At 70.9% G+C, this 20,768-nt stretch carries 23 protein-coding genes and 1 tRNA gene; 13 read left to right on the forward strand and 11 right to left on the reverse strand.

The window, feature by feature from the left end:
- The first annotated feature begins 9 nt into the window (after positions 1–9).
- The 6 genes from ACOADB_RS27545 to ACOADB_RS27570 all read left to right on the forward strand — a co-directional run bounded on the left by ACOADB_RS27545 (position 10) and on the right by ACOADB_RS27570 (position 4,433).
- On the forward strand, positions 10–354 hold the full coding sequence (locus ACOADB_RS27545; RefSeq protein ID WP_378606638.1) for a hypothetical protein: 345 nt from the start codon (positions 10–12) through the stop codon (positions 352–354).
- A 34-nt stretch (positions 355–388) separates the two neighbouring features.
- Entirely contained in the window at positions 389–1,048 is a 660-nt protein-coding gene (gene tmk, locus ACOADB_RS27550) for a dTMP kinase (protein ID WP_378606641.1), read from the forward strand.
- A complete protein-coding gene (locus tag ACOADB_RS27555) occupies positions 1,045–2,196 on the forward strand; it encodes a DNA polymerase III subunit delta' (RefSeq protein ID WP_378606644.1) in 1,152 nt (383 codons plus the stop codon). The genes tmk and ACOADB_RS27555 overlap by 4 nt, the downstream gene beginning before the upstream one ends.
- 25 nt (positions 2,197–2,221) lie before the next feature.
- Positions 2,222–3,778, forward strand: a complete 1,557-nt coding sequence (locus ACOADB_RS27560; protein ID WP_378606647.1) for an alpha/beta hydrolase — start codon at positions 2,222–2,224, stop codon at positions 3,776–3,778.
- Between the two features lie 9 nt (positions 3,779–3,787).
- Entirely contained in the window at positions 3,788–4,282 is a 495-nt protein-coding gene (locus ACOADB_RS27565) for a hypothetical protein (RefSeq protein ID WP_378606650.1), read from the forward strand.
- A gap of 78 nt (positions 4,283–4,360) precedes the next feature.
- Positions 4,361–4,433 (forward strand) — tRNA-Thr (locus ACOADB_RS27570).
- 25 nt (positions 4,434–4,458) lie between these two features.
- Here ACOADB_RS27570 and ACOADB_RS27575 read toward each other — a convergent pair.
- The 7 genes from ACOADB_RS27575 to ACOADB_RS27605 form a co-directional block, all read right to left on the reverse strand.
- Positions 4,459–5,658 carry an MFS transporter gene (locus ACOADB_RS27575; protein WP_378606653.1) on the reverse strand — a complete coding sequence of 400 codons (1,200 nt, stop codon included), beginning with the start codon at positions 5,656–5,658 and terminating at the stop codon, positions 4,459–4,461.
- A gap of 34 nt (positions 5,659–5,692) precedes the next feature.
- A complete protein-coding gene (locus ACOADB_RS27580) occupies positions 5,693–6,457 on the reverse strand; it encodes an alpha/beta hydrolase (RefSeq protein WP_378606656.1) in 765 nt (254 codons plus the stop codon).
- A 112-nt stretch (positions 6,458–6,569) separates the two neighbouring features.
- On the reverse strand, positions 6,570–7,640 hold the full coding sequence (locus ACOADB_RS27585; RefSeq protein ID WP_378606659.1) for an enoyl-CoA hydratase/isomerase family protein: 1,071 nt from the start codon (positions 7,638–7,640) through the stop codon (positions 6,570–6,572).
- A 57-nt stretch (positions 7,641–7,697) separates the two neighbouring features.
- Positions 7,698–7,832 carry a hypothetical protein gene (locus ACOADB_RS27590; RefSeq protein ID WP_378606662.1) on the reverse strand — a complete coding sequence of 45 codons (135 nt, stop codon included), beginning with the start codon at positions 7,830–7,832 and terminating at the stop codon, positions 7,698–7,700.
- A 145-nt stretch (positions 7,833–7,977) separates the two neighbouring features.
- Positions 7,978–8,802, reverse strand: a complete 825-nt coding sequence (locus tag ACOADB_RS27595; protein WP_378606665.1) for an arylamine N-acetyltransferase family protein — start codon at positions 8,800–8,802, stop codon at positions 7,978–7,980.
- 14 nt (positions 8,803–8,816) lie between these two features.
- Positions 8,817–9,353: a gamma carbonic anhydrase family protein gene (locus ACOADB_RS27600; RefSeq protein ID WP_378606668.1), complete on the reverse strand. Its 537-nt coding sequence runs from the start codon at positions 9,351–9,353 to the stop codon at positions 8,817–8,819.
- 10 nt (positions 9,354–9,363) lie between these two features.
- Positions 9,364–10,227 (reverse strand): SDR family NAD(P)-dependent oxidoreductase, encoded by an 864-nt coding sequence (locus tag ACOADB_RS27605; protein WP_378606671.1) that lies wholly within the window; start codon positions 10,225–10,227, stop codon positions 9,364–9,366.
- 86 nt (positions 10,228–10,313) lie between these two features.
- Here ACOADB_RS27605 and ACOADB_RS27610 point away from each other — a divergent pair, with 86 nt between their 5' ends.
- The 4 genes from ACOADB_RS27610 to ACOADB_RS27625 are packed head-to-tail and all read left to right on the forward strand — an operon-like array spanning position 10,314 to position 14,692.
- Complete coding sequence (locus ACOADB_RS27610; protein ID WP_378606674.1) at positions 10,314–11,978, forward strand: peptidoglycan-binding domain-containing protein; 1,665 nt, start codon at positions 10,314–10,316, stop codon at positions 11,976–11,978.
- On the forward strand, positions 11,975–12,667 hold the full coding sequence (locus ACOADB_RS27615) for a hypothetical protein (RefSeq protein WP_378606677.1): 693 nt from the start codon (positions 11,975–11,977) through the stop codon (positions 12,665–12,667). The genes ACOADB_RS27610 and ACOADB_RS27615 overlap by 4 nt, the downstream gene beginning before the upstream one ends.
- Positions 12,660–14,243: a tetratricopeptide repeat protein gene (locus ACOADB_RS27620; protein WP_378606680.1), complete on the forward strand. Its 1,584-nt coding sequence runs from the start codon at positions 12,660–12,662 to the stop codon at positions 14,241–14,243. The genes ACOADB_RS27615 and ACOADB_RS27620 overlap by 8 nt, the downstream gene beginning before the upstream one ends.
- Positions 14,243–14,692, forward strand: coding sequence for a YbjN domain-containing protein (locus ACOADB_RS27625; RefSeq protein ID WP_378606683.1), 450 nt, complete (start codon positions 14,243–14,245; stop codon positions 14,690–14,692). The genes ACOADB_RS27620 and ACOADB_RS27625 overlap by 1 nt, the downstream gene beginning before the upstream one ends.
- Before the next feature lie 24 nt (positions 14,693–14,716).
- Here ACOADB_RS27625 and ACOADB_RS27630 read toward each other — a convergent pair whose 3' ends face one another.
- The 4 genes from ACOADB_RS27630 to ACOADB_RS27645 all read right to left on the reverse strand — a co-directional run bounded on the left by ACOADB_RS27630 (position 14,717) and on the right by ACOADB_RS27645 (position 18,659).
- A complete protein-coding gene (locus ACOADB_RS27630; RefSeq protein ID WP_378606686.1) occupies positions 14,717–14,851 on the reverse strand; it encodes a hypothetical protein in 135 nt (44 codons plus the stop codon).
- Between the two features lie 148 nt (positions 14,852–14,999).
- Positions 15,000–15,995, reverse strand: a complete 996-nt coding sequence (locus ACOADB_RS27635; protein ID WP_378606689.1) for a hypothetical protein — start codon at positions 15,993–15,995, stop codon at positions 15,000–15,002.
- Positions 15,995–17,797, reverse strand: a complete 1,803-nt coding sequence (locus ACOADB_RS27640) for a hypothetical protein (RefSeq protein WP_378606692.1) — start codon at positions 17,795–17,797, stop codon at positions 15,995–15,997. The genes ACOADB_RS27635 and ACOADB_RS27640 overlap by 1 nt, the downstream gene beginning before the upstream one ends.
- Before the next feature lie 52 nt (positions 17,798–17,849).
- Positions 17,850–18,659 carry an IclR family transcriptional regulator gene (locus tag ACOADB_RS27645; RefSeq protein ID WP_378606695.1) on the reverse strand — a complete coding sequence of 270 codons (810 nt, stop codon included), beginning with the start codon at positions 18,657–18,659 and terminating at the stop codon, positions 17,850–17,852.
- Positions 18,660–18,761: 102 nt separating this feature from the next.
- On the opposite strand from ACOADB_RS27645, the gene ACOADB_RS27650 reads away from it, so the two are divergent.
- The 3 genes from ACOADB_RS27650 to ACOADB_RS27660 all read left to right on the forward strand — a co-directional run.
- Positions 18,762–19,526, forward strand: coding sequence for a CoA transferase subunit A (locus ACOADB_RS27650; RefSeq protein ID WP_378606698.1), 765 nt, complete (start codon positions 18,762–18,764; stop codon positions 19,524–19,526).
- Positions 19,523–20,152 carry a CoA transferase subunit B gene (locus ACOADB_RS27655; protein WP_378606701.1) on the forward strand — a complete coding sequence of 210 codons (630 nt, stop codon included), beginning with the start codon at positions 19,523–19,525 and terminating at the stop codon, positions 20,150–20,152. The genes ACOADB_RS27650 and ACOADB_RS27655 overlap by 4 nt, the downstream gene beginning before the upstream one ends.
- Positions 20,153–20,261: 109 nt before the next feature.
- A partial coding sequence (locus tag ACOADB_RS27660) for a hypothetical protein (RefSeq protein ID WP_378606704.1) occupies positions 20,262–20,768 on the forward strand: 507 nt, incomplete at its 3' end.

Genomic DNA, 20,768 nt, shown 5'->3' on the forward strand with positions numbered 1-20,768 from the left:
GCCCGCCCGGTGGTTGAGGTGCGAGCGCAGCGAGCCTCGAAACCCCGGTCGGCTCTCGCCCTTCTCGCCGGCCTCGTCGCGGGATTCTTCGCGGGCACCCTGGGCTCGCTCGGCGGTCCCGAGGGGGAGAACGGGACCGACCTGTTCGTCGCACCGGGCGCATGGTCAGCGGTGACCTGGGTGCTCCTCGTCTCCTGGGTGGCGGCACTGGGCGTGGTCTGGGCACCGCGGTTCCCGGCCTGGACGCGGTTGTTCGCCCTCGGCTGGTTGCTCGGGCTCCCGGTCGTGACCGGCATCGGGTTCTTCTACTCGTGGATCACCTTCGGGACGGTCGGTCACACGCCGGTCCCCTGATGCCTGCGTCGGATCGTTCCCGTAGGTTCTGGGCGTGACCTCGTACCCCGGCCGTTTCGCCCCGACGGGCGTCTTCGTCTGCTTCGAGGGCGGCGAAGGTGGTGGGAAGTCGACCCAGTCGCGGCTGCTGCGCGACCGGCTCGAGGCCGCGGGCTACCGCGTGCGCCTCACCTTCGAGCCCGGCGACACCCCCGTCGGCAAGGAGATGCGGCGGATCGTGCTGAGCCCCGAGACCGGCGCGCTCGCCCACAAGACCGAGGTCCTGCTGTACGCCGCCGACAAGGCCGAGCACATCGAGACGCTCGTGCAGCCCGCACTCGACCGGGGCGAGATCGTGATCACCGACCGGTACGTCGACTCGACCCTGGCCTACCAGGGGGCAGGCCGGGCGCTGGACGTCGACGAGGTCGAGGAGGTCGCGCGCTGGGCGACCGGCGACCTGCGACCCCACCTGACCGTCGTGCTCGACGTCGACCCGGAGACCGGGCTCGGTCGCTTCGAGGGACGTGACCGGATCGAGGGCGAGTCGCTGGAGTTCCACCAGCGGGTGCGCCAGTCGTTCCTGGACCTCGCTGCCCGCGACCCCGAGCACTACGCCGTGCTCGACGCGCGGTCCCCGATCGAGGAGATCGCTGCGACCATCGCGGAGCGGGTCGAGCCGCTGCTGGCGCAGGCGCGTCGGGAAGCCCCATGACCATCTGGGACACCCTGGTCGGCCAGGGCCCCACGATCACGGCGCTGCGGCAGGCCGCCGCAGGCCAGGGGATGACCCATGCCTGGCTGTTCACCGGACCGCCGGGTTCGGGCCGCTCCAACGCCGCCATCGCCTTCGCAGCAGCGCTCGAGTGCCCGCAGGCCGGGCTCGGCCCCGACTGCCCGGAGACCTGCCACGCCTGCCGGACCGTGCTGAACGGGTCGCATGCCGACGTGTCGGTCATCCGCACCCAGAAGCTCTCCATCGGCGTCGACGAGGTCCGCGACCTCGTGCGCCGGGCAGCGCTGAGCCCGATGGGTGACCGCTGGCAGATCCTGATCGTGGAGGACGCCGACCGGCTCACCGACCAGGCCTGCAATGCACTGCTCAAGGCGATCGAGGAGCCCAACGGCCGGACCCTGTGGATGCTCTGCGCCCCGACCGTCGAGGACGTCCTGCCGACGATCCGCTCGCGCTGCCGTCTCGTCACGCTCTCCACCCCGACCGTCACCGAGGTCGCCGGCTTCCTGGTCGCCCGGGGCGTCGCGGAGCCCCTGGCGTCGTACGCCGCCCGCGCGAGCCAGGGCCACATCGGCCGGGCGAAGGCGCTGGCCTTCGACGAGGCGGTGCGCACCCGGCGCCAGGAGGTCGTGACGATCCCGGCCCGGCTGTCGAACCTCGGTCGCTGCATGGATGCGGCTGCCCGGCTGGCCACCACGGCCAAGGAGGAGGCGGATGCGATCACCGCCGACCTCGACGCCCGGGAGAAGGTCGACATCGACGCGTCGTACGGCGTGGTCGAGCGCGGTCGACGGCCGCGGGAGTACGGACCGGCACTGGCAGCGCTCGAGAAGGCTCAGAAGACCCGGGCGAAGCGCCGTCACCTCGACATGGTCGACCGCGGCCTCACCGATCTCGTGTCGGTCTACCGCGACGCGATCGCGCTGGCCACCGGAGCGCCCGGAGGACTGGTCAACGAGGACATCCGCGACCAGGTCGAACAGATCGTCGCGACGTCGTCCCCGGAGCTCAACCTCCGGCGGATCGGCTGGATCTTCGCCGCGCGGGAACAGATGCTGGAGTTCAATGTCCCGGTTGCCTTGGCACTGGAGTCGATGATGGTGGCGTTGAAGACGCCGCAACGATGAAGAGCACCACGACGAGGGAGTGGACATGGCTGTGAAGAAGAACCTGGTCATCGCAGTGATTGCGATCTGGGCCCTGGTGCTCGCCGCTGCCGTCGGCGTCGGCGTGGTGCTGCTCACCGGCGATGACGGTGACGACAACGACGCCGCCAACAAGGGCGACGACCCGAGCAGTGAGCAGCCGTCCACGGGGAAGACCATCGAGGACTTCTACGACCAGAAGATCTCCTGGAAGTCCTGCGGCAGCAACGAGTGCGGCACCCTCGAGGTCCCCATCAGCTACGAGTCGCCCGAGGACGGCTCGATCCTGCTCGCGCTGGAGAAGGCGAAGGCCACGGGCGACCGGATCGGCTCCCTCGTCGTCAACCCCGGCGGCCCCGGCGCGCCCGGGACCTCGACGGTCGAGGACGCCAACCTCTACTTCGCGGCGCCGCTCCTCGCGGCCTACGACATCGTCGGCTTCGACCCGCGCGGCACCGGTGAGTCCGACCCGGTGGACTGCATCACCGACGACGAGCTCGACGCCCAGATCGCCGGCGACCCCGACCCCGACACCCCCGCGGAGGTCGAGGACGGCACCGAGAAGGCGGAAGAGTTCTGGGCCGGCTGCAAGGCCAAGTCCGGCACCGTCGCGGCCCATGTCAGCACGGTCGAGGCCGCGCGCGACATGGACGTGCTGCGCGCCGCGCTCGGCGAGGACAAGCTCGACTACCTCGGTTTCTCCTACGGCACCCGCCTCGGGGCGACGTACGCCGAGCTCTACCCCGAGAAGACCGGCCGGCTGGTCCTCGACGGCGCGATCGACCCGTCGATCTCGTCGCGTGACGGCTCGCTGAGCCAGGCCAAGGGCTTCGAGACCGCGTTGCGTTCCTACATCCAGGACTGCGTGGACGGCGGCGACTGCTTCCTCGGCAGCACCGTCGACGCCGGGCTCAAGACGATCAAGGACCTGCTCGACAAGATCGACAAGGAGCCGCTCGACACCGGCGACACCGAGGGGCGCGAGCTGACCGTCGGGCTGGCGTTCTACGGCCTGATCACCCCGCTCTACAACCAGGACAACTGGTCCTACCTCGACGACGGCCTGCAGAAGGCCCTCAAGGGCGACGGCTCCACGCTGCTCCTGCTGGCCGACTTCTACGGCTCCCGCGAGAACGGCACGTACACCGACAACAGCCTCGAGGCGATCTCGGTGATCAACTGCCTGGACGACCCGTACTCCATCACCCCCGACGAGGTCCCCGCCCAGTTCGCCGACTTCGAGAAGGCGTCCCCCACGTTCGGCAGGGTGTTCGCCTGGGGCCTGACCGCCTGCAACGGCATCCCGTTCACCGCCACCGACGAGCCCGACCTGAAGATCGACGGCTCCGGAGCCGCCCCGATCGTGGTCCTCGGTACGACGCGCGACCCCGCGACGCCGTACGAGGAAGCGGTCGCGATGGCCGAGCAGCTGGAGACCGGTGTCCTGGTCAGCCGCGACGGTGACGGCCACACGGCGTACAACAAGCAGAACAAGTGCATCGACGACGCCGTGCACGCCTACCTGATCGAGGGCAAGGTGCCCAAGGACGGGCTGGAGTGCTGACCGCGCGCCGTGCTCGCTGACCGCTGGGGTACGACGGACGACGACCTCGTCCGGAGCTACCCGTGCGACGCCTTCGTCGCGAACCCGACGTTGCAGGCCTGGCGAGCGGTGACCGTCGAGGCCGACCCGGAGCGGATCTGGCCCTGGCTGGTCCAGGTGCGGCTGGCGCCGTACTCCTACGACTGGATCGACAACCTCGGGCGGCGCTCTCCGCGGGAGCTCCGGGACCTCCCGGACCCGCAGCCCGGGGACCCGTTCACCGCAAGTGCGGGGCGGCCGTTGGGACGGGTGCTCGCCGTCGAGCACCAGGTCCACCTCACCGCCCGCATCATGGGCGCCACGATGACCTACCTGCTCGTGCCCGTCGGTCCGGCACGCACCCGGCTGGTCCTCAAGATCGTGGCGGAGCTGCCCCGGCCGCTGGCTCCGGCGCTGAGCCTGGGCGACCTGGTGATGGCCCGTCGCCAGCTGCTCAACTTCAAGCGCCTGGCCGAGTCGGGCTGACCTGTCACCCGGATTCCTCAACCGGCGCCCGACCTCGGTATGCTTCCGCACGTTGTTCTGCGTCTCGGCGTGGAGCACGCCGCCTTAGCTCAGTCGGTAGAGCGAGTCACTCGTAATGACTAGGTCGTCAGTTCGATTCTGACAGGCGGCTCGGACGAGAAACGGCGCGGTTCGCATCAACCAGGTTGATGCAAACCGCGCCGTTCGTCGTTGTCGAGCTCTCCCGCGCGCAGCTGCGTCCACCGCAGGGCTGCCGCCGCCAGGGCGAGTCCGGTGAGGACGAGCAGAGGCGTGGCGGTGCCGACAGGCCCGCGCAGGGACTCGAGCAGCACGGGCACGCCGAAGCCCAGGTAGGTGCACACGTAGTAGACGCCGATCGTGATGCCGCGGTGCTCGGGGGGAGTGAGCGTCTCGACGTCCACGAGGCCCGCCCGCAGGCACAGCCCGTACGCCGACCCGAGCAGCACGGCCGTGACGATGAACAGTCCGACGCCCTGCTGTTCGTCGACCACGACCGCCAGCGCGAAGCCGGCGGCTGCGAGGACGGCGCCGACGATGCCGGCCCGAGGTCCCCAGTCGGCGCGGCGGGCGGCCACCTGCGCCGCGACACCCGTCCCCAGGGCGAGTGCCGACGCGACCCCCGGCACCCACGGCCCGCTGTGGTCGCCGCCGACCCGGCCGGCGAGGACGACCACCGGGACGGTGACCGCGGAGAACACCCACAGCGCCATCGGCACGGCGCGCACCAGGGCGCGCCCCACGCTCCGATCGACCGACGTCGTCGGCAGTGCCGGGGGCTCGGCCCGGTGGGGATCCGGTGGCGCGGCCGTCGCCCGGAACCCCAGTGCGACCGCGGCGAGCGACAGCGCGATGGTCAGGACGAACGGCGCTGCGAGTGCAGCTGACTCCGTGACGAACTGCGCGACCAGGCCGGACACGAGCGGCCCGCCGGCGAAGCCGGATGTCAGCGCGGTCCCTGCGATCGTCGTACCCCGGCGGCCGCCGAGGTCCGCGGCCCACGCCGTGCCGGCGCTCATGGCGAGCCCGACGCCGACACCGACCACCAGACGCCCGCAGTAGATACCGGCTCCGGTGTGCCAGCAGAGCATCAGCAGGTTGCCCGCAGCAGCGATCGTGCTCCCGATCAGCACGACCGGTCGGCGTCCGACGCGGTCCGAGACCCCGCCGCCGCCCAGGAGTCCGGGGAGGAGGCCGAGTGCGTAGACACCGAAGGCCCCAGCCAGCACCGTGGCCGAGAGGCCCTCCTGGTCGCGGAGCACCGGGATCATCGCGGCGAAGTGGTTGGTGGCCCACCCGGCGACGAAGAGGAGCGTCACGACCACCGGCAGGTGGCCACGGCGAGGGGGCGAAGACACCTCCGGAGACTACGCGGGACTCCGGAAGGGCCGCTCAGGCGATCGTGTCGAGGATCTCCAGCTGGCGCGCCCAGGCGTCCGACGCGGGGTCGATGACGACGAAGTGGTCCCCGGACATCTCGACCAGCTCAGCCGTGGCGCCCGCTGCCCTGGCGCGCTCGACATAGTCGGTCGACTGGCTCAGCGGCACGTTCGCGTCCGCTTCCCCGTGCACGCACCAGATCGGTACGTCGAGCGGGAGCTGCTGCGCCGGGTCGAAGCGCGCGTCGGCCGTGGTCGGCGGGTGGCCGAGGAAGGCCCGGACCGCACCGTTGCCCAGGCCCGCGGCGTCCGCTGCCCGGAGGTCGAGCACGCCGGCCTGGCTGATCACGTGCGTCACCGGCACCCGTTCGGACCAGCCGTGCCGGCCGCGCGCCGCGGCCCACGCGGCGAGGTGGCCGCCGGCGCTGTGGCCCAGGGTGACGACTGTCGTGGTGTCGACGTCGAGCTCGGCCAGCAGGTCGATGCCGGCGGCCACGTCGTCGAAGGTTGCAGGTGCGCCACCGCCTCCGCCCGACCGGTCCCCGACGCGTCGGTACTCGAGGTTCCACGCCGCCCAGCCCTGCCCGGCGAGGGCGGCGGCCAGCGGTGCGCCGAGTGCCTCGGCGGAGTACTCGGGGCGCCAGAAGCCACCGTGGATGACCACCACGAGCCCCCGTGGCTCGGCGCTGGGCAGGTACAGGGCGCCGTACTGGCTGGGGTCCTCGCCGTATGGGTGGACGGTGCGGGTGACGCCGCCGGTGGGTTCAGGGGTGCTCACGGGTCGGTTCTCCTCGCTGCAGCCGGTCGCGGACAGGACGGCGGACGCGCTGCCGATCGCGGTGAGGCGAAGCAGCATCCTGCGATCCACGGTGCCGAGTCTCGCACCTGTCCTACGGCGCGAGCCCGAGCTCCCGGTCGCCGAGCGAACCGAAGAACCCGGCGATCTCGTCGTCGCTGACCAGGTCGAGGCGAGCCGGCTCCCACTGCGGGTTGCGGTCCTTGTCGACCACCTGGGCGCGCACGCCCTCCACGAAGTCGTGGTGACCGTGCAGGCCGAGCGCGAGCCGGTACTCCATGTCGAGCGCGGGCGGCAGCGTCGGCAGCTGCGCGGCTTCCCGCAGGGCGCGGAGGGTGAGCTTGACGGAGGTCGGTGACTTGGCCTCGATGGTGTCGGCCGTCGTGGTCGCCTCCTCCGTGCCGAGGGCCCGCAACCGTTCGAGGATGACGAGGACGTCGTCCCCGGCGTACGCCACGTCCAGCCAGGATCGGGCCGCGGCGAGGGGTGATTCCGGCGCAGGTGCCTCCGCAGCCGCGAGCGCGACCGAGGCCTCGCGGACGGCCAGGTCCGCGAGCAGGGCGGGGATCCGCTCGGTTGGAACGAAGTGGTCGGCGAACCCGATCGCGATCGCGTCACCGGCGCCAACGGAGCCGGCGGTGAGGCCGAGGTGGGTGCCGGTCTCGCCGGGCGCCCGCGAGAGCAGGAAGGTGCCGCCGACGTCGGGCAGGAAGCCGATGCCGGTCTCGGGCATGCCGATCGCCGAGCGTTCGGTCACGACGCGGTCGCCCGCGTGGGCGGAGAGGCCGATCCCGCCGCCGAGGACGATGCCGTCCATGATCGCGACGTACGGCTTCGGGTACGCCGCGATCATCGCGTTCAGGCGGTACTCGTCGGCCCAGAAGGCCGCGGCCTCCGTACCGCCGACCTTCGCGTCCTGCCAGAGGGCGACGATGTCGCCGCCGGCGCAGAGGCCGCGTTCGCCGGCGCCCGTGAGTACGACGGTCCGCACGGTGTCGTCCGTGGCCCACTCCTCGAGCGCGGCGGTGATGATGCCGACCATCTCGTGGGTGAGGGCGTTGATCGCGCGGGGCCGGTTGAGCACGACGTGGGCCGCGTGGCCGTCACGGTGCAGAAGAACCGGGGACTCGTGGTCAGCTCGGCCAGGTCCGCCAGGGTTCGCCATGCGCGTCATTGTGCCGGGGGCGTCGGGACGGATAGCGTCCGGCCCCGGCGATGGTTTTCAGAGGGTGAACCAGGTGACTTCCAGGCCGCTGCTGCACTGGTGGCAACTGGCCACGGTCCCGCCCTGATGTCGGATGTGGGCCAACAGCTGCGGCAGGTCCGCCTTGGTCGTTGTCGAGGTGTGCCAGGTCATGGCGGTCCTCCTTCCTGGAGTGAGCAATCGACGATGAGTGCTTCTCCATCGTGCGCTCACCCCGGCGGGCAGCACGAACCCCGTTGGGCGGGACTTGTCTAGTCCGTTCGGGTGGTGGCTTCCGCTCGACCGGGCCAGGCGCCGACTAGGTCCGGGCGCCCGCGAGCCGTGCGAGCAACCGCTGCTGCTCCTGCTCGCTCAGCGGTACGGCCAGCTCCCGCAGCCACCCTGCGAGCTCGCCCTCGCCGAGGTCGTGGTGCTCGGTGGGGTCGCCCGGTCGGCGTACGGTCACGGTCGCATCCGTCAGTGCGACGTGGCGACCGGCCTGGTGCAGGGTGACCATCAGGCCGGAACGGAAATGCGACGTGGGGAACGTGCTCGTGTAGTGGTGCCCGATCACCACGTCGACGGGCAGCACGGGCAGCTCGTCGACGGTGTGGGTCAGCTCCCAGCCGGACTCCCGCAACCGGTGGAGTCCCCAGCTGCCGTCGTCGTTGCGGGTGACCCGGTACGGCCAGCCGTGCTGGTCGCTCTCGGCGCCGTCGGCCAGCGTCACCGGGCGGACCAGGCTCATCCCGAAGCCCGGGTCGCAGAGCAGGCGCTCGCCGTCCAGCCCCACTTCGATCGTCATGTGGGTGCGCCCCTGGACGCTGCCACTGGCGGGATCACCGACGCGACCGAGGTGCCGGCGCACGTCGTACCCGAGCTGTTCGAGGGCAGCGGCGAACACCGTCGCGTGCTCGAAGCAGTAGCCGCCGCGGCCGCGGCCGACGAACTTCTCGTTCAACGCCTCCAGCGCGACGCCGGGGTGCTGGTCGAGCAGGATGTCGATGTTGTCGAAGCTGAAGGTGCGCACGTGCGCACCGTGCAGCTCATCGAGTGCTTCGCGTCCCGGCTCGCGCCGGGCCAGCCCGAGGCGGGCGAGGTAGCCGTCGAGGTCGAGTTGATCGGGTTGCCAGTCCGGGCTCATGGGCCGAGCGTAGGTCAGGCCTGTTCGTCGATCGCGCGGATTCCGGCGCGGTGCCGCTTCGCCAGGTCGCTGTAGTACGGCGCGTTCGTCTCGATCCAGAAGGCCGCGCCGGTGCCCTCGATCGGCTTCTTCACCTGGGCCGGGCTGCCGGCGGCCAGGACGCCCGCGGGGATCTCGGTCCCGGGGGTGACCAGCGACCCGGCGGCCACCAGGGAGCCGTCGCCGACGCTGGCGCCGTCCAGCACGGTGCTGTCGTTGCCGAGCAGGGCGCGGGTGCCGAGCCGGTCACCGTGGAAGACGCAGGAGTGCGCCACGGTCGAGTTCTCGCCGAGCTCGACCACGACGCCGGGTGCGCCGTGTACGACGGAGTTGTCCTGCACGTTGGCGCCCTCGCGGACGATGATCGTGCAGATGTCGGCGCGCAGCACGGCGCCGTACCAGACGCTCGCACCCTTCTCGATCGTCACGTCGCCGATCAGGGTGGCGGTCGGGGCGACGAACGCCTCCGGGTGGACCGTGGGGGACTTGCCCTCGAACTCGTATGCGAACACGGGCCGAACGCTAGCGCGCGGAGGTGAGCCAATCGTCGGTCGCTGCCTGCAGCTGCGCGCGCAGGTCGAGGTCGCCGGCCAGCGGCGCCGGGTCGGCGGGGCGGGACTTGTGGAAGTACCCGGACGTGATGGCCGGGTCGGTGGCCAGCCGGACGAGGTGCTCGGCGGACTCGGCGGGTCGCATCAGGGTGCGGCGTTCGAGGGGACGGGCGAGGTTGCGCAGGCGCCGCAGCACGGGCCGCGTCTCGAGGCCGCGGTCGGCGATGTTGGTCGACACCGCGCCCGGGTGGACCGCGATCGCGCGCAGGCCCCGGCTGCCGTGCTCGTCGGCCAGCGCCGCCGCGTCGTGGACCAGCGCCAGCTTCGAGCTCCCGTAGGCGACCCACGAGTCGTAGTCCCACTCTTCGCCGACCAGGGCGGCCGCCACCCCGCGTTCGTGCAGCTTCGACACGACATGGAGTACGACGGCCGTGCCGCGCGCATCGGTCGCGGCCAGGAGCCGGGGGAGCAAGGCGCGGGTGAGATCGACGGTGCCGAGGTAGTTGGTCCGCCAGTGGATCTCGTGGTCGTCGAGCAGCTGCGGCTCGTTCCAGCGCGACCCGAGGTCGAGGTGGATGCCCGCGCAGTTGACCAGCAGGTCGAGGTCGGCGGCCTGGTCGTCGTACCACCGGGCGAAGGTGGCGACCGACCCGCGGTCGGCGAGATCGAGCGCGTGCCAACGGTGATCGGCCACGGGCTGGGTGCGGGTCGTGACCGTGACGTCGAAACCGGAAGCAGCCAGCCGGTCGGCGACGGCCGCTCCGATCGAGCCGGGTCCGGCGCCGGTCACCACAGCCCGTCGGGCGGCGGCGGGCGATGTTCGGGGGGACGTCACGCCGCGATGCTAGTGCTCGTGCCCGTTCGGGCACGGTTGGCCGTGTGCCGGTGCGCGAGCCGACCGTCCCGACCTATCGTGGCCGCATGGCCGAGCGGGTGCGCCGTCGAAAGCCTCCTGCCCGCGTGCCCGATCAGGACGAGGGCCTCGGGCAGCGCCAGCCCGCGCCGTTGAACCCCATGGCGCAGCTGCAGCGCCAGGTCGGCAACCGCGTGGTGGCCCAGTTCGTCCAGGCCGTGACCGTGCAGCGTGCCCGGGAGGGCGACGGGCCGAGCACCGAGGTCGGCATCATCCAGCAGCAGCTCAACGGCGTCGGGGCTTCTCCCCGACTGGCGATCACCGGGCGCTTCGACCCCCAGACCACCACCGCGGCCAAGGCGTTCCAGAAGCGGCTGATCGCCGAGGGGGTCAAGGGCGTCACCGAGGACGGCGTGGTCGAGGGCGTCACCCACGCCCAGCTCAAGGCCCGCGCCCCGTCGGTCAACGTCAGCGCCAACGACACGGTCGTGATCGGGCCGGGCCAGAGCCAGGCCGACCTCGACAACCCGGCCGGCGGGACGCACGCCCAGCTGCAGCTCAAGTCGAAGGGCGTCGCCGTCAAGGAGCTGCAGGAGCGGCTCAACAACAGCGGCAAGGCCGGCAAGGCGCTCACGGTCGACGGCAAGTTCGGGCCGCGCACGGACGCCGGGCTCAAGCTGTTCCAGTCGTCGGTGCCCCTGCCCGCCACCGGGATCGCCGACCCGACCACCTGGGCCAAGCTCGAGACCGCCGGCGCCGCGACCCAGGGGCATGTCGAGTTCGACTGGCATGAGGAGGTGGAGGGGGTCAAGAACGTCGGCACCACGGCGTCGTACGACTGGAAGCTGACGAAGACCGCGCTCAACATCTCGCTCGGCATCGCGTTCCACAAGAAGCAGTCGGGCGTCGACGGCCGGATCAGCCAGTGGTTGAGCGACATCAAGGAGATCTGGAGCACCTTCGCTGCCGTCAACCAGGACGACCCGAAGAAGAAGAAGATGAACATCAACTTCGAGGCCAAGCGGGGTGCCGGCCACGACGTCGACGTCTACCGCTTCGACCCGAAGGCCAAGACCCGTGCCGAGCGGCTGGAGAGCCGTTCCGACTCGGGCACCTGGTACACGATCGACGATCGCCGGTCGATGGCCCCGCACGAGTTCGGGCACCTGATCGGCCTCGCCGACGAGTACAACCGCACCGAGGAGCACTACCGGCAGGTGACCGGTGAGGAGCCCGGGGTCGGTACTCCCGCCGGGCTCGAGGCGGATGCCACCAAGATGGCCGCCGACATCAAGGCCAAGCTGCCTCTCGACGACACGCTCACCGCGCCGATCGAGGCCCGGAACGACAAGCGGTGGGGCGCCCGGCTGGCTGCCGTGGTGGCGTCCCTCAACGGGCAGCAGGGTGGCTTCTCCCGGTTCGTCGCGCAGAAGTACGCCCAGGCCAACGGTGGCGCATCGGTGTACGCCGACATCCAGGCTGCCTTCCTCGCGAAGGGCGTCCCGGGATTCCAGGGCAACCTGTCGGCGTCGGTCACGCCGTTCCTCTACTCCAACAACAGCTTGATGGGCAGCATGACCACCACCCCCGCACGAGGTGGCGGCGGCAAGGGCGCTCCGGCACACGAGCACCCGATCGAGCCGCGCCACGTCCAGCCCTTCATCAACATCCTCGCCCGGGAATGGACCCTGCAGTCCGGCAAGGCCGACAAGTGGAAGGCAGAGCGACGGTGATCCTGTTCACCCGTACGGCGCCCGGGCGACCGCCCCGTTCCGCCGGGCTGAAGGTCGATGAGCAGGGAGCCGTGGTCGGCTGGCAGAGCTCGGGCCAGCGGGTCGGGCGCTTCGGGCGGACCCTCGACGACGGTGAGCGCGATGCCCTCGTCGCGGCGCTGGCCGCGGCCGCAGGGGCACCGCCGGGCGCTGCGCCCGAGGGGGCGTCGGGTGGCGGCGCCACCGAGCAGGTCAACGCCGAAGGATTCGGGCTGAGCCTCGGCGCCGGCGTCGAGCCGCCCGAGCCGGCGGCCACGCTGGTCAGGCTGCTCCGCGACCTCCACACCGATCTCCTCGACCACCCGGTGGCGGCGCTCGAGCTCGACGTCTCCACCGGCAGCCCCGCGACGGCGTCCCTGCGCCACGTCGGCGACCAGGCCATCGTCGTACGACTGGTCGACGTGAGCGTCCGCACCTCGAACTTCGACGCCGACAGCGCGATCGCCGATCAGTCGACGGTCGGCCTCGGCGTCTCGATCGAGGGGCCGGTCGAGCCGGGCTGGACGCAATCGATCGACGGCCTGGAGATCGGTGAGCCGATCGCTGGTGGGTTCCGCACGGTCAAGGTCGACGGCGCCTCGGTCGACTTCGAGGGTGACGGCGCTGCGCGTCCGGCGGAACTGGCGTGGATGGACGGCGACGATGAGTGAGCAGCGCGCCGCCCGCCGCCCCGGGAAGACGATCGCGTCGGTGCTCGGCGCCAGTACCGACCCCGCCACGGACGACGACCTCCGGGCACCCGCCGACCGCCTCTCGCGCGCCCCCCTGTGGCAGCGGCAGCGCGAGTTCTACGACCAGGGCGCGGAGGGGCTGTGGGGCTCGGGCATGGTCCCGCACCACATCACCGGCAACCCGACGATCGCCCACACCTACGCGCGGCTCGCGCTGGAGTTCCTGCGCTCGGTGCCGCGTTCCGAGGGAGACGACGATCCGGCGAAGCGGCCCCACATCGTCGAGATCGGTGGTGGGTCGGGACGCTTCGGCTACCTGTTCGTGCGCCACCTCCGCGCGCTGGCCCCCGACCGCCCGTTCACCTACGTGCTGACCGACTTCGCGGCGCAGCGCGTTGCAGCGTGGGCCGCGCACCCGTCGTACCGGCCCCTGGTCGAGGAGGGACTCCTCGACTTCGCCGTCCTCGACGCCGACGACCTGCACCCCACGGAGATGGTCGTCTCCGGCCGGTCCCTCGGGCCGGGCAGCCTGCAGGGCCCGGTCATCGGGATCGCCAACTACGTCTTCGACACGCTGCGCGCGGATGCCTACGTCGTCCGCGGAGGCGAGCTGTACGAGGCCACCGCCGAGGTGCCTGCCGATCTCCGGTCCGCCGACATCGTGTGGGACGTGGTTCCTTGCGGCGAGCTTCCCGAGGACGTCGCCCCGATCCTGGAGACCTACCGCGACACCCTCGACGACACCGCCGTCCTGGTGCCGACCGGCGCGCTGGCCTGTCTCGACCTGTTCGAGGGCCTCACGGACGCACCCACCTGTGCGCTCGTCGCTGACAAGGGCCACGTGAGCCCGCTCGACCTGTGTTCGCAGGTCGAGCCGTCCGTCGTCCCGCACGGCTCCGGCTTCTCGCTGATGGTCAACTTCGACCTGATCGCCCGGCACACCCGGCGGCTCGGAGGCGTGGCCGTGCTGCCGCGCGACCCCGCCCGCAGCCTGGTCGTCGCCGCGTTCGTGCGCGGAGAAGTCGCTGATCCCGCCGGCCTCACCGCTGCGATGCAGGACCACCTGGTCGACACCGGCCCCGACAACTTCTTCCTGGTCCGTCCGCTGCTGGGCGGGAGCGAGTCCGTCGAGTCGATGCTGGCGTGCCTGCGGCTGACCCACTTCGACCCCGTCCTCCTGGTCGAGCTGCTGCCCCGGTTGCTGGAGACGCTGCCGGGGGTGCCCGACCAGGGCCGTGACGAGGTCGAGCGGGTCCTGCTGCGGGTGTGGGACAACTGGTTCCCCACCGGGGAGCCGACCGACCTGGCCCTGTGCCTGGGGCTGGCGTTCTCGGCGATGGATCGCTTCGCCCGTGCGGCCGACTTCCTGGAGCTGTCGGTCAAGGAGCACCCGGACAGCGCTCCCGCCGCCTTCGCCATGGGCGTGGCTCGTCGGGGCCTGCGCGACCTCGAGGTGGCGCGACGGTGGGCCGACCGGGCCCTCGAGATCGAGCCCGGCTTCTCCCAGGCTCGGGCCCTGCGGGCCGTCCTGGTCGACGAGATGGAGCCCGCCTGATGTTCGAGCAGACCCTGCGGTTCCTGATCGAGGACGGTTGGCCGGTCGAGCCCGGGACGTACGACGCGCTGCCCTGCATCGACACCCACTTCGTCGGCACCGACGGCGAGTGGGACTGCCGGGCCCGGCCCTATGACCCGTTCGGCCAGCTGGCCTTCGAGTCGGTGCTGCCGTTCACCGTGCCCGCCGACCGCCGTGGTGCCATGACGGAGATCGTCGTACGCACCAACTGGCAGCTGCTGACCGGCGCGTTCCAGGTGGACCTGGAGAGCGGCGTCGTCCTGTTCCGCACGATGCTCTTCCTCTCGCACGGGGCGGAGCCGACACAGGCGCTGTTGCGGGGCCTGGTCTACGGCAACGTGCTCACGGTCGACCGCTGCCTGACCGAGCTCGCGGAGGTGTCCTCCGGCGCCGAGCCGGCCGACGCGTTCGGGCGGCTTGCGCTCTGACGCACGGTCCGGCCGGGACAGCGGTCAGAGGGTGAACCAGGTGATCTCGAGGCCGGCCGTGCACCGGTGGCAGCTCGCCACGGTTCCGCCCTGGTGCCGGATCTGGGCGAGCAGCGCGTGCAGCTCGGACTTCGTCGTCGTTGAGGTGTGCCAGGTCATGACAGGCCTCCTTTCCGCGTGGAGGGTGCTCCGTGATGAGCACACTTCGATGGTGCGCCTCTCGACACCGCCGCACACCCGTAATCCCACTCAGTTGGATACGTATTTCCACCACGTACGTAGAACGCCGTGGAGGGTCACCGCGGGATCAGGGGGCGGGGAGATCGAGCGGCCAGTGGGCGTCCGGGCCACCGCCCGGCAGGGGCGCGCAGTCGCCGGTACTGACCGGGCACGCAACGAGGATGAGCGACTCGCCGTAGGCCACGATCGCGACCGCGGTGTCGTCATCGAGCCACCGGGTGAGGGCCCAGAACGTGCTGTCGTCCCAAGGAGTCGACGGATCGGCGGTCAACGGGCCGCTGAGGTCGTCCTCGGTGAGGACCGCCCGAACCTCCCGGCCGTTCCCGGCCACCAGGTGCGGGCCGCCCGGCGACTGGTTGTCGATGGTCCAGGTGCCCGCAGGGTTGGGCACCGTCCGGACGTCGGGTCGGGCCGGTCGTACGTCGTCGGCGCTCCGGTTCGACGCCGTGCTCTCGCCCGAGCCGAGATCGAACTCGAGGACGCCGTCGAGGGTCTTCACCCACGCGGAGTCGTCGTCGATCGCCAGCACCGCCGGTTCGACCTCGTCGTACGCGGCCTCGAGGTCCTCGGAGTCGGTCAGCCCGTCGTTGGACGAGACGACCTCCGTGCCGGTCGTCAGGTCGACGACGACGGTGGCCGCGGGGACGTCGGCGCGATCGACGAATCCGAGATGCCGACCATCGGGCGACACGGTGATCGACTCCGGCTCGGGACGGGCGCCGGTCTTCACCACGTCTCCGCCGTCGGCGGGGGCGTAGCGAAGGTCGGTCCATCCGTGACCTCCTGGACCGACGCCGAGGTAGAAGATCCCGTCGCCGGCGACCACGAACGCACGGATCGGCTCACCGACGTCGACGGTGCTGCCATCGCCGAGATGGACGACGTTCGCGGCTGACCACACCAGCCCGTCCCGTGCGACCAGCGTCTCAGCGGCGGGCCAGTCGCCTGCCGGTCGTTCGGGTGTGTCCTCCTCGCAGGCGGCGAGCAGCCCGGTCACCAGGATCGAGAGCAGAAGGGTGGTCGCGCCGACGGGGACGCGCGAACCCTGCACGGGACGCGTCATCAGCCGAGCCCCGGCAGCTTCTCGATCAAGTCCCGGCCGCGCTCCACGCCTTCGTCGACGGCTCCTTCGACCGCGTCCCTGCCGCGCTGGTAGTGCTCGTTGACCTTCTCGGTGGTGTTCGCGTAGCCGGCCTGGAGACGCTCGGCCAATCGCGTGGCGGCGATGGCGGCTCCGTTGTCGGTCTCCTCGTAGTCGCGCGCGGTCTCGATCAACCCGGCCCGCGTGGTTGCTGCGGACACCCGACCCTCGTCGAGCCAGCGAGAGGTGGTGGAGAGGTGGTCGTTGACCGCGCGAGCGAACACTCCGGCATTCTCCACGTCGCCCAGCGAGGTCGCCGGGAGGTGCAGCCTTGCGATCTCCCGGTCGCACGTGTCGAGGGCAGTCTCGGCCTGGCCGAAGAGCCGGCTGGCCTCGTCGAGGGTGGGTGGTTCGAGCGCGATCTCGTCGCCGCCGAGCTCGCCGTACGGCGTGACCGTCATGTTCAAGCCGGGCCACAGGGAACCGACGCCGCCATACGGATGGGCGCCCTTCACCTCGGTTGGTGAGGAGTACGACGACGAGCCGGACTCGTAGGTGGTGTGGACACCGTCCGGCAGGGCCACGATGCCCTCGGACATCGGAGGCAGTCGTTCCTCGCCGAGCGGGCTGCCCAGTTTTCCCGTCTCCTGCAGGTGGTTGAAGTCGTAGGAACGCAGCGTGCTGTCGAAGTGGCGCCCTTCGGAGATGGAGAAGTAGATCCGGTCGTCGCGGATGCTGATGCCCTGCGTCTCGCCGGGGATGCTCCAGGGGCCACCGGACCTCTCCCACCTGCCGCTGCTCTCGTCCAGTGCGTAGCTGTAGAGCTCGCCCGGGCGGTAGTGATTGGCCTCCCACCGGCCGACGTACATCACCCCGTCGTGGATCGTGCTGAACGACGACGCCTCGACGTCGACGACGCCATCGGGATGGGCCGCTGTGCCCTGTACCGGAACGGTGCCTCCCGGCGTCGTCGCGGTGATGTCGGCCAGGGAGTAGCGGAACATCTGGCCGCCGCCACTGACCCACACCGAGTCCCCGTCCACCTGGACTCCGCCGGCATGTCCGGGGGCGTCACTGCCGGCCGGACCGAGGTCCACGGTGTTGATGACCGTCCCGGTGTCGGGATCGATGATCGTCAGCACCGATCGGCCGTCGGCGTAGCTGGTCTGGACGAGGTTTCCGGTCGCTGGGTCGTAGCCGAGGCCCTGCGGGGTCAGGCCGGTGTCGTCGCCCGTCAGTGCGGTCCCCGGGATCAGCGGCCCGAGATCGTTGCCCGTCCCCAGGTCGAACCGCATCGCCCGTACGAGACCGGTGATGAACCACTCCTCGTCCGGGGCCTTGGCGGAGAGGAACTGCAGCGCCTGGTCGAGTTCATTGTCGTGGCGGCTGACCAGGTAGATGAAGGCCTGGGTCCAGGCTGCCTGCATCTGGGGAAAGTTCGGGTGGGTGACGGGCGGCTGGCGGAGCGTCCGCCACTGTGCCCACAGGTCCTCGGCATCAAGGCGGATCTCGCGGTAGTTGTCTGCGGCCATCCGCAGGCACAGTTCGGTGCGGTTGAGTCGCATCGAGGAGACCTGGGCGACGGCCCGCGTTGCCCAGGCTCGCATGTTGTAGAGCGTCCGCGCATCGGGGCTGTCCCAGACGGGTCGTCCCTCGGCCAGGTGGATGTCTTCCACTGCACCGTGGACGTGGGTCATCGCCGTGCTGACGTTCGTCTCCAGGGCAGTCACCGTGGCGGGGGATCCCGCCATCAGCTTGTCGTAGAAGACCTTGGGTCCGGCCATGGCGGTCCTTGTCCGGGTAGGGAGTCGTCAGTGTGCGGCGGGCCGTGGATGGTTACCCGGAGGGTGGGTCGTTGAAACGCTGAGGAGGGGCGACGGGCCCGGGTGAACGAGGCCTCAGCGTCCGGGTGAGCTGATGGGCCGCGCGCAGGAGGAGCTCGCCGAGCTCGCCACGCCGGTCCGTGCCGAACCGCTGCTCGATCCCGGTCAGGCTCAGCGCCCAGCGGGGCTGCTCCTCGGCGTCGAAGACGGCTGCGCCCATGCCCCAGCTGCCTTCCACGATCAGGCCCGGGTTGATCGCGTACCCCTGCGTGCGGGTCGTGGCCACCCGCTCGCGCACCGCGTCGCGGCCGTGCTGTTCGCCGTACGACGTCGTGAGGTCGGCTCGCGCGAGGTACTCCTCGATCTCGTTGTCGCCGAGGTAGGCGAGGATCGCCAGCCCGGCGGTGCCCACACCGAGCGGGAACCGGATGCCTTCGTGGAGGACGTGCGAGCGGATCGGGAAGCTGCCGTCCTCGCGCAGCAGGCACACGGTCTCGTTGCCGCGCCGGGCCGAGAAGAACGCGCTCTCGCCGGTGGCCAGGGCCAGTTGTCGTACGACGGGCTGGGCCAGTGCGGTGACGTCGTACCGCGGCGCGGCGGTGGTGCCCAGCAGGTAGAGCTCGGGGCCGAGCAGCCAGCGGCCGGCAGGGTCGCGATCGACGAGCCCCTCGCTGAGCAGGGAGGCGAGCAGCCGGTGCACCGTGGGTCGGGCCAGGCCGGTGCGGCGGGCGACCGCCGAGGTGGTCGCGCCGGCCGGCTCCGCGACGGACACCGCGCGCAGCACCGCTCCGGTGCGTCCGACCACGTCCGACGGGGTGTCCACTCAATGAACGCTAGCCCATCTCTGGTCTCACTGAGCGGGTGATTCCCGTCGGTCCACCGGTCAGCCGTTGACGGGGAACGGCCAGCACTCTTGGATCGGAGCATGGACAAGGTGGTGGCAACCGCGGCCGAGGCGATCGCGGACATCCCCGACGGCGCCACGCTGGCGGTCGGTGGATTCGGGCTCTGCGGGATCCCTTCGGTGCTGATTCGCGCCCTGCTCGAGGCCGGCACGGCCGACCTCGAAGTGGTCTCCAACAACTGCGGCGTCGACGACTGGGGCCTGGGCCTGCTGCTGGAGAAGCGGCGGATCCGGCGGATGGTGTCGTCGTACGTCGGCGAGAACAAGGAGTTCGCGCGGCAGTACCTCTCCGGCGAGCTCGAGGTCGAGCTGACCCCGCAGGGCACGCTGGCCGAGCGGATGCGCGCGGGCGGCTCCGGCATCCCGGCGTTCTTCACCCCGACCGGCGTCGGCACCCAGGTCGCTGACGGCGGCCTGCCCTGGCGGTACGACGACGCGGGCAATGTCGTCGTCTCCTCGCCGGCCAAGCAGACGCAGGTCTTCGAGACGGCCGACGGTCCGCGCGAGTACCTCCTCGAGCACGCGATCATCGCCGACTTCGGACTGGTCCGTGCGTGGAAGGGCGATCGCCACGGCAACCTCGTCTTCCGCGACTCGGCGCGCAACTTCAACCCGCTCGCCGCGATGTGCGGCCGGATCACCGTCGCGGAGGTCGAGGAGCTCGTCGAGCCGGGCGAGCTCGATCCCAACCACGTCCACACACCGGGCGTCTTCGTGCACCGGGTGGTCGAGCTGACCGCCGACGAGGCAGCCGACAAGCGGATCGAGAAGAGGACCGTTCGATGAGCTGGACGCGCGAGGAGATGGCCGCCCGGGCGGCCTCGGAGCTGACCGACGGGTCCTACGTGAACCTCGGCATCGGCCTGCCGACGCTGGTCCCCAACTATGTCGCCGACGACGTCGAGCTGGTCCTGCAGAGCGAGAACGGCATCCTCGGTGTCGGGGCGTACCCGCTCGCAGGCGAAGAGGACGCGGACCTGATCAACGCAGGCAAGGAGACGGTCACGGTGCGCCGCGGTGCGTCGTTCTTCGACTCCGCCGCCAGCTTCGGCATGATCCGCGGCGGCAAGGTCGACGCCGCCATCCTCGGCGCCATGCAGGTCTCGGCCGCGGGCGACATCGCCAACTGGATGATCCCCGGCAAGATGGTCAAGGGCATGGGCGGCGCGATGGACCTGGTCCACGGCGCCAAGCGCGTGATCGTGCTGATGGAGCACGTCGCCCGCGACGGCTCCTACAAGATCGTCGACGAGTGCTCGCTGCCGTACACCGGTCGCGGCGTCGTCGAGCGGATCATCACGGACCTCTGTGTCCTCGACGTGACCCCCGAGGGGCTGAAGCTCGTCGAGCTCGCCCCCGGTGTCACCGTGGAAGAGGTCCGCGAGAAGACGGAGCCTTCGATCAGCGTCTGAGCACATCTGGTCCGAATGGGCCATGCCGGGTACGGCGAACCGGAGTTAGCGTGATCGGTGCGGGGAGGGAACGGCCTTCGAGGTCGTCACAGCTCACCTGGAGAACCGCATGAAACCCTTCACTGAAATTCGGGGGATCGGATCGACCGTCGCGCTGGTGCGCCGTCGAGGTCGGGCGATCCTGGCACTGGCACTCGCCCTCCTCCTGGGCGGTGTGTTGTTCGGCGGCCCCGGCGCCCATGCCGCGGGCGCCCTCCTCAATGTGTTCGTCTCCAACGACGCGGCGCACCCGGTCCCGGTCGCAGGGTCGGTGGCCGTCAGCAACACCAGCGCGAAGCCGGTGCCCGTGACGGGCGATGTCGGTGTGAGCGGGAGCGTTTCCGTCGCTGACGATCGGGAGCCGTTCGAGATCAGGGTTGACCTCACCGATGCTGGCGCGACCACCGACAGCGGGAGCTTCCAGGTGCCCGCTGGAAAGCGGCTGGTGGTCGAGTTCATCTCGGCGAGAGTCAACGTGCCCTCGGGCCAGACTCCGCTGCTGAGCGCGAACGCCAGCACTGGTGCACTCGGATTCCCTGTCCCGGTTGAGCTCCAGGGCGTCGGGAACGGGAATGCG

Origin of the sequence: Nocardioides sp. CPCC 206348 (assembly GCF_048654705.1) — a bacterium.
GTDB lineage: Bacteria > Actinomycetota > Actinomycetes > Propionibacteriales > Nocardioidaceae > Nocardioides.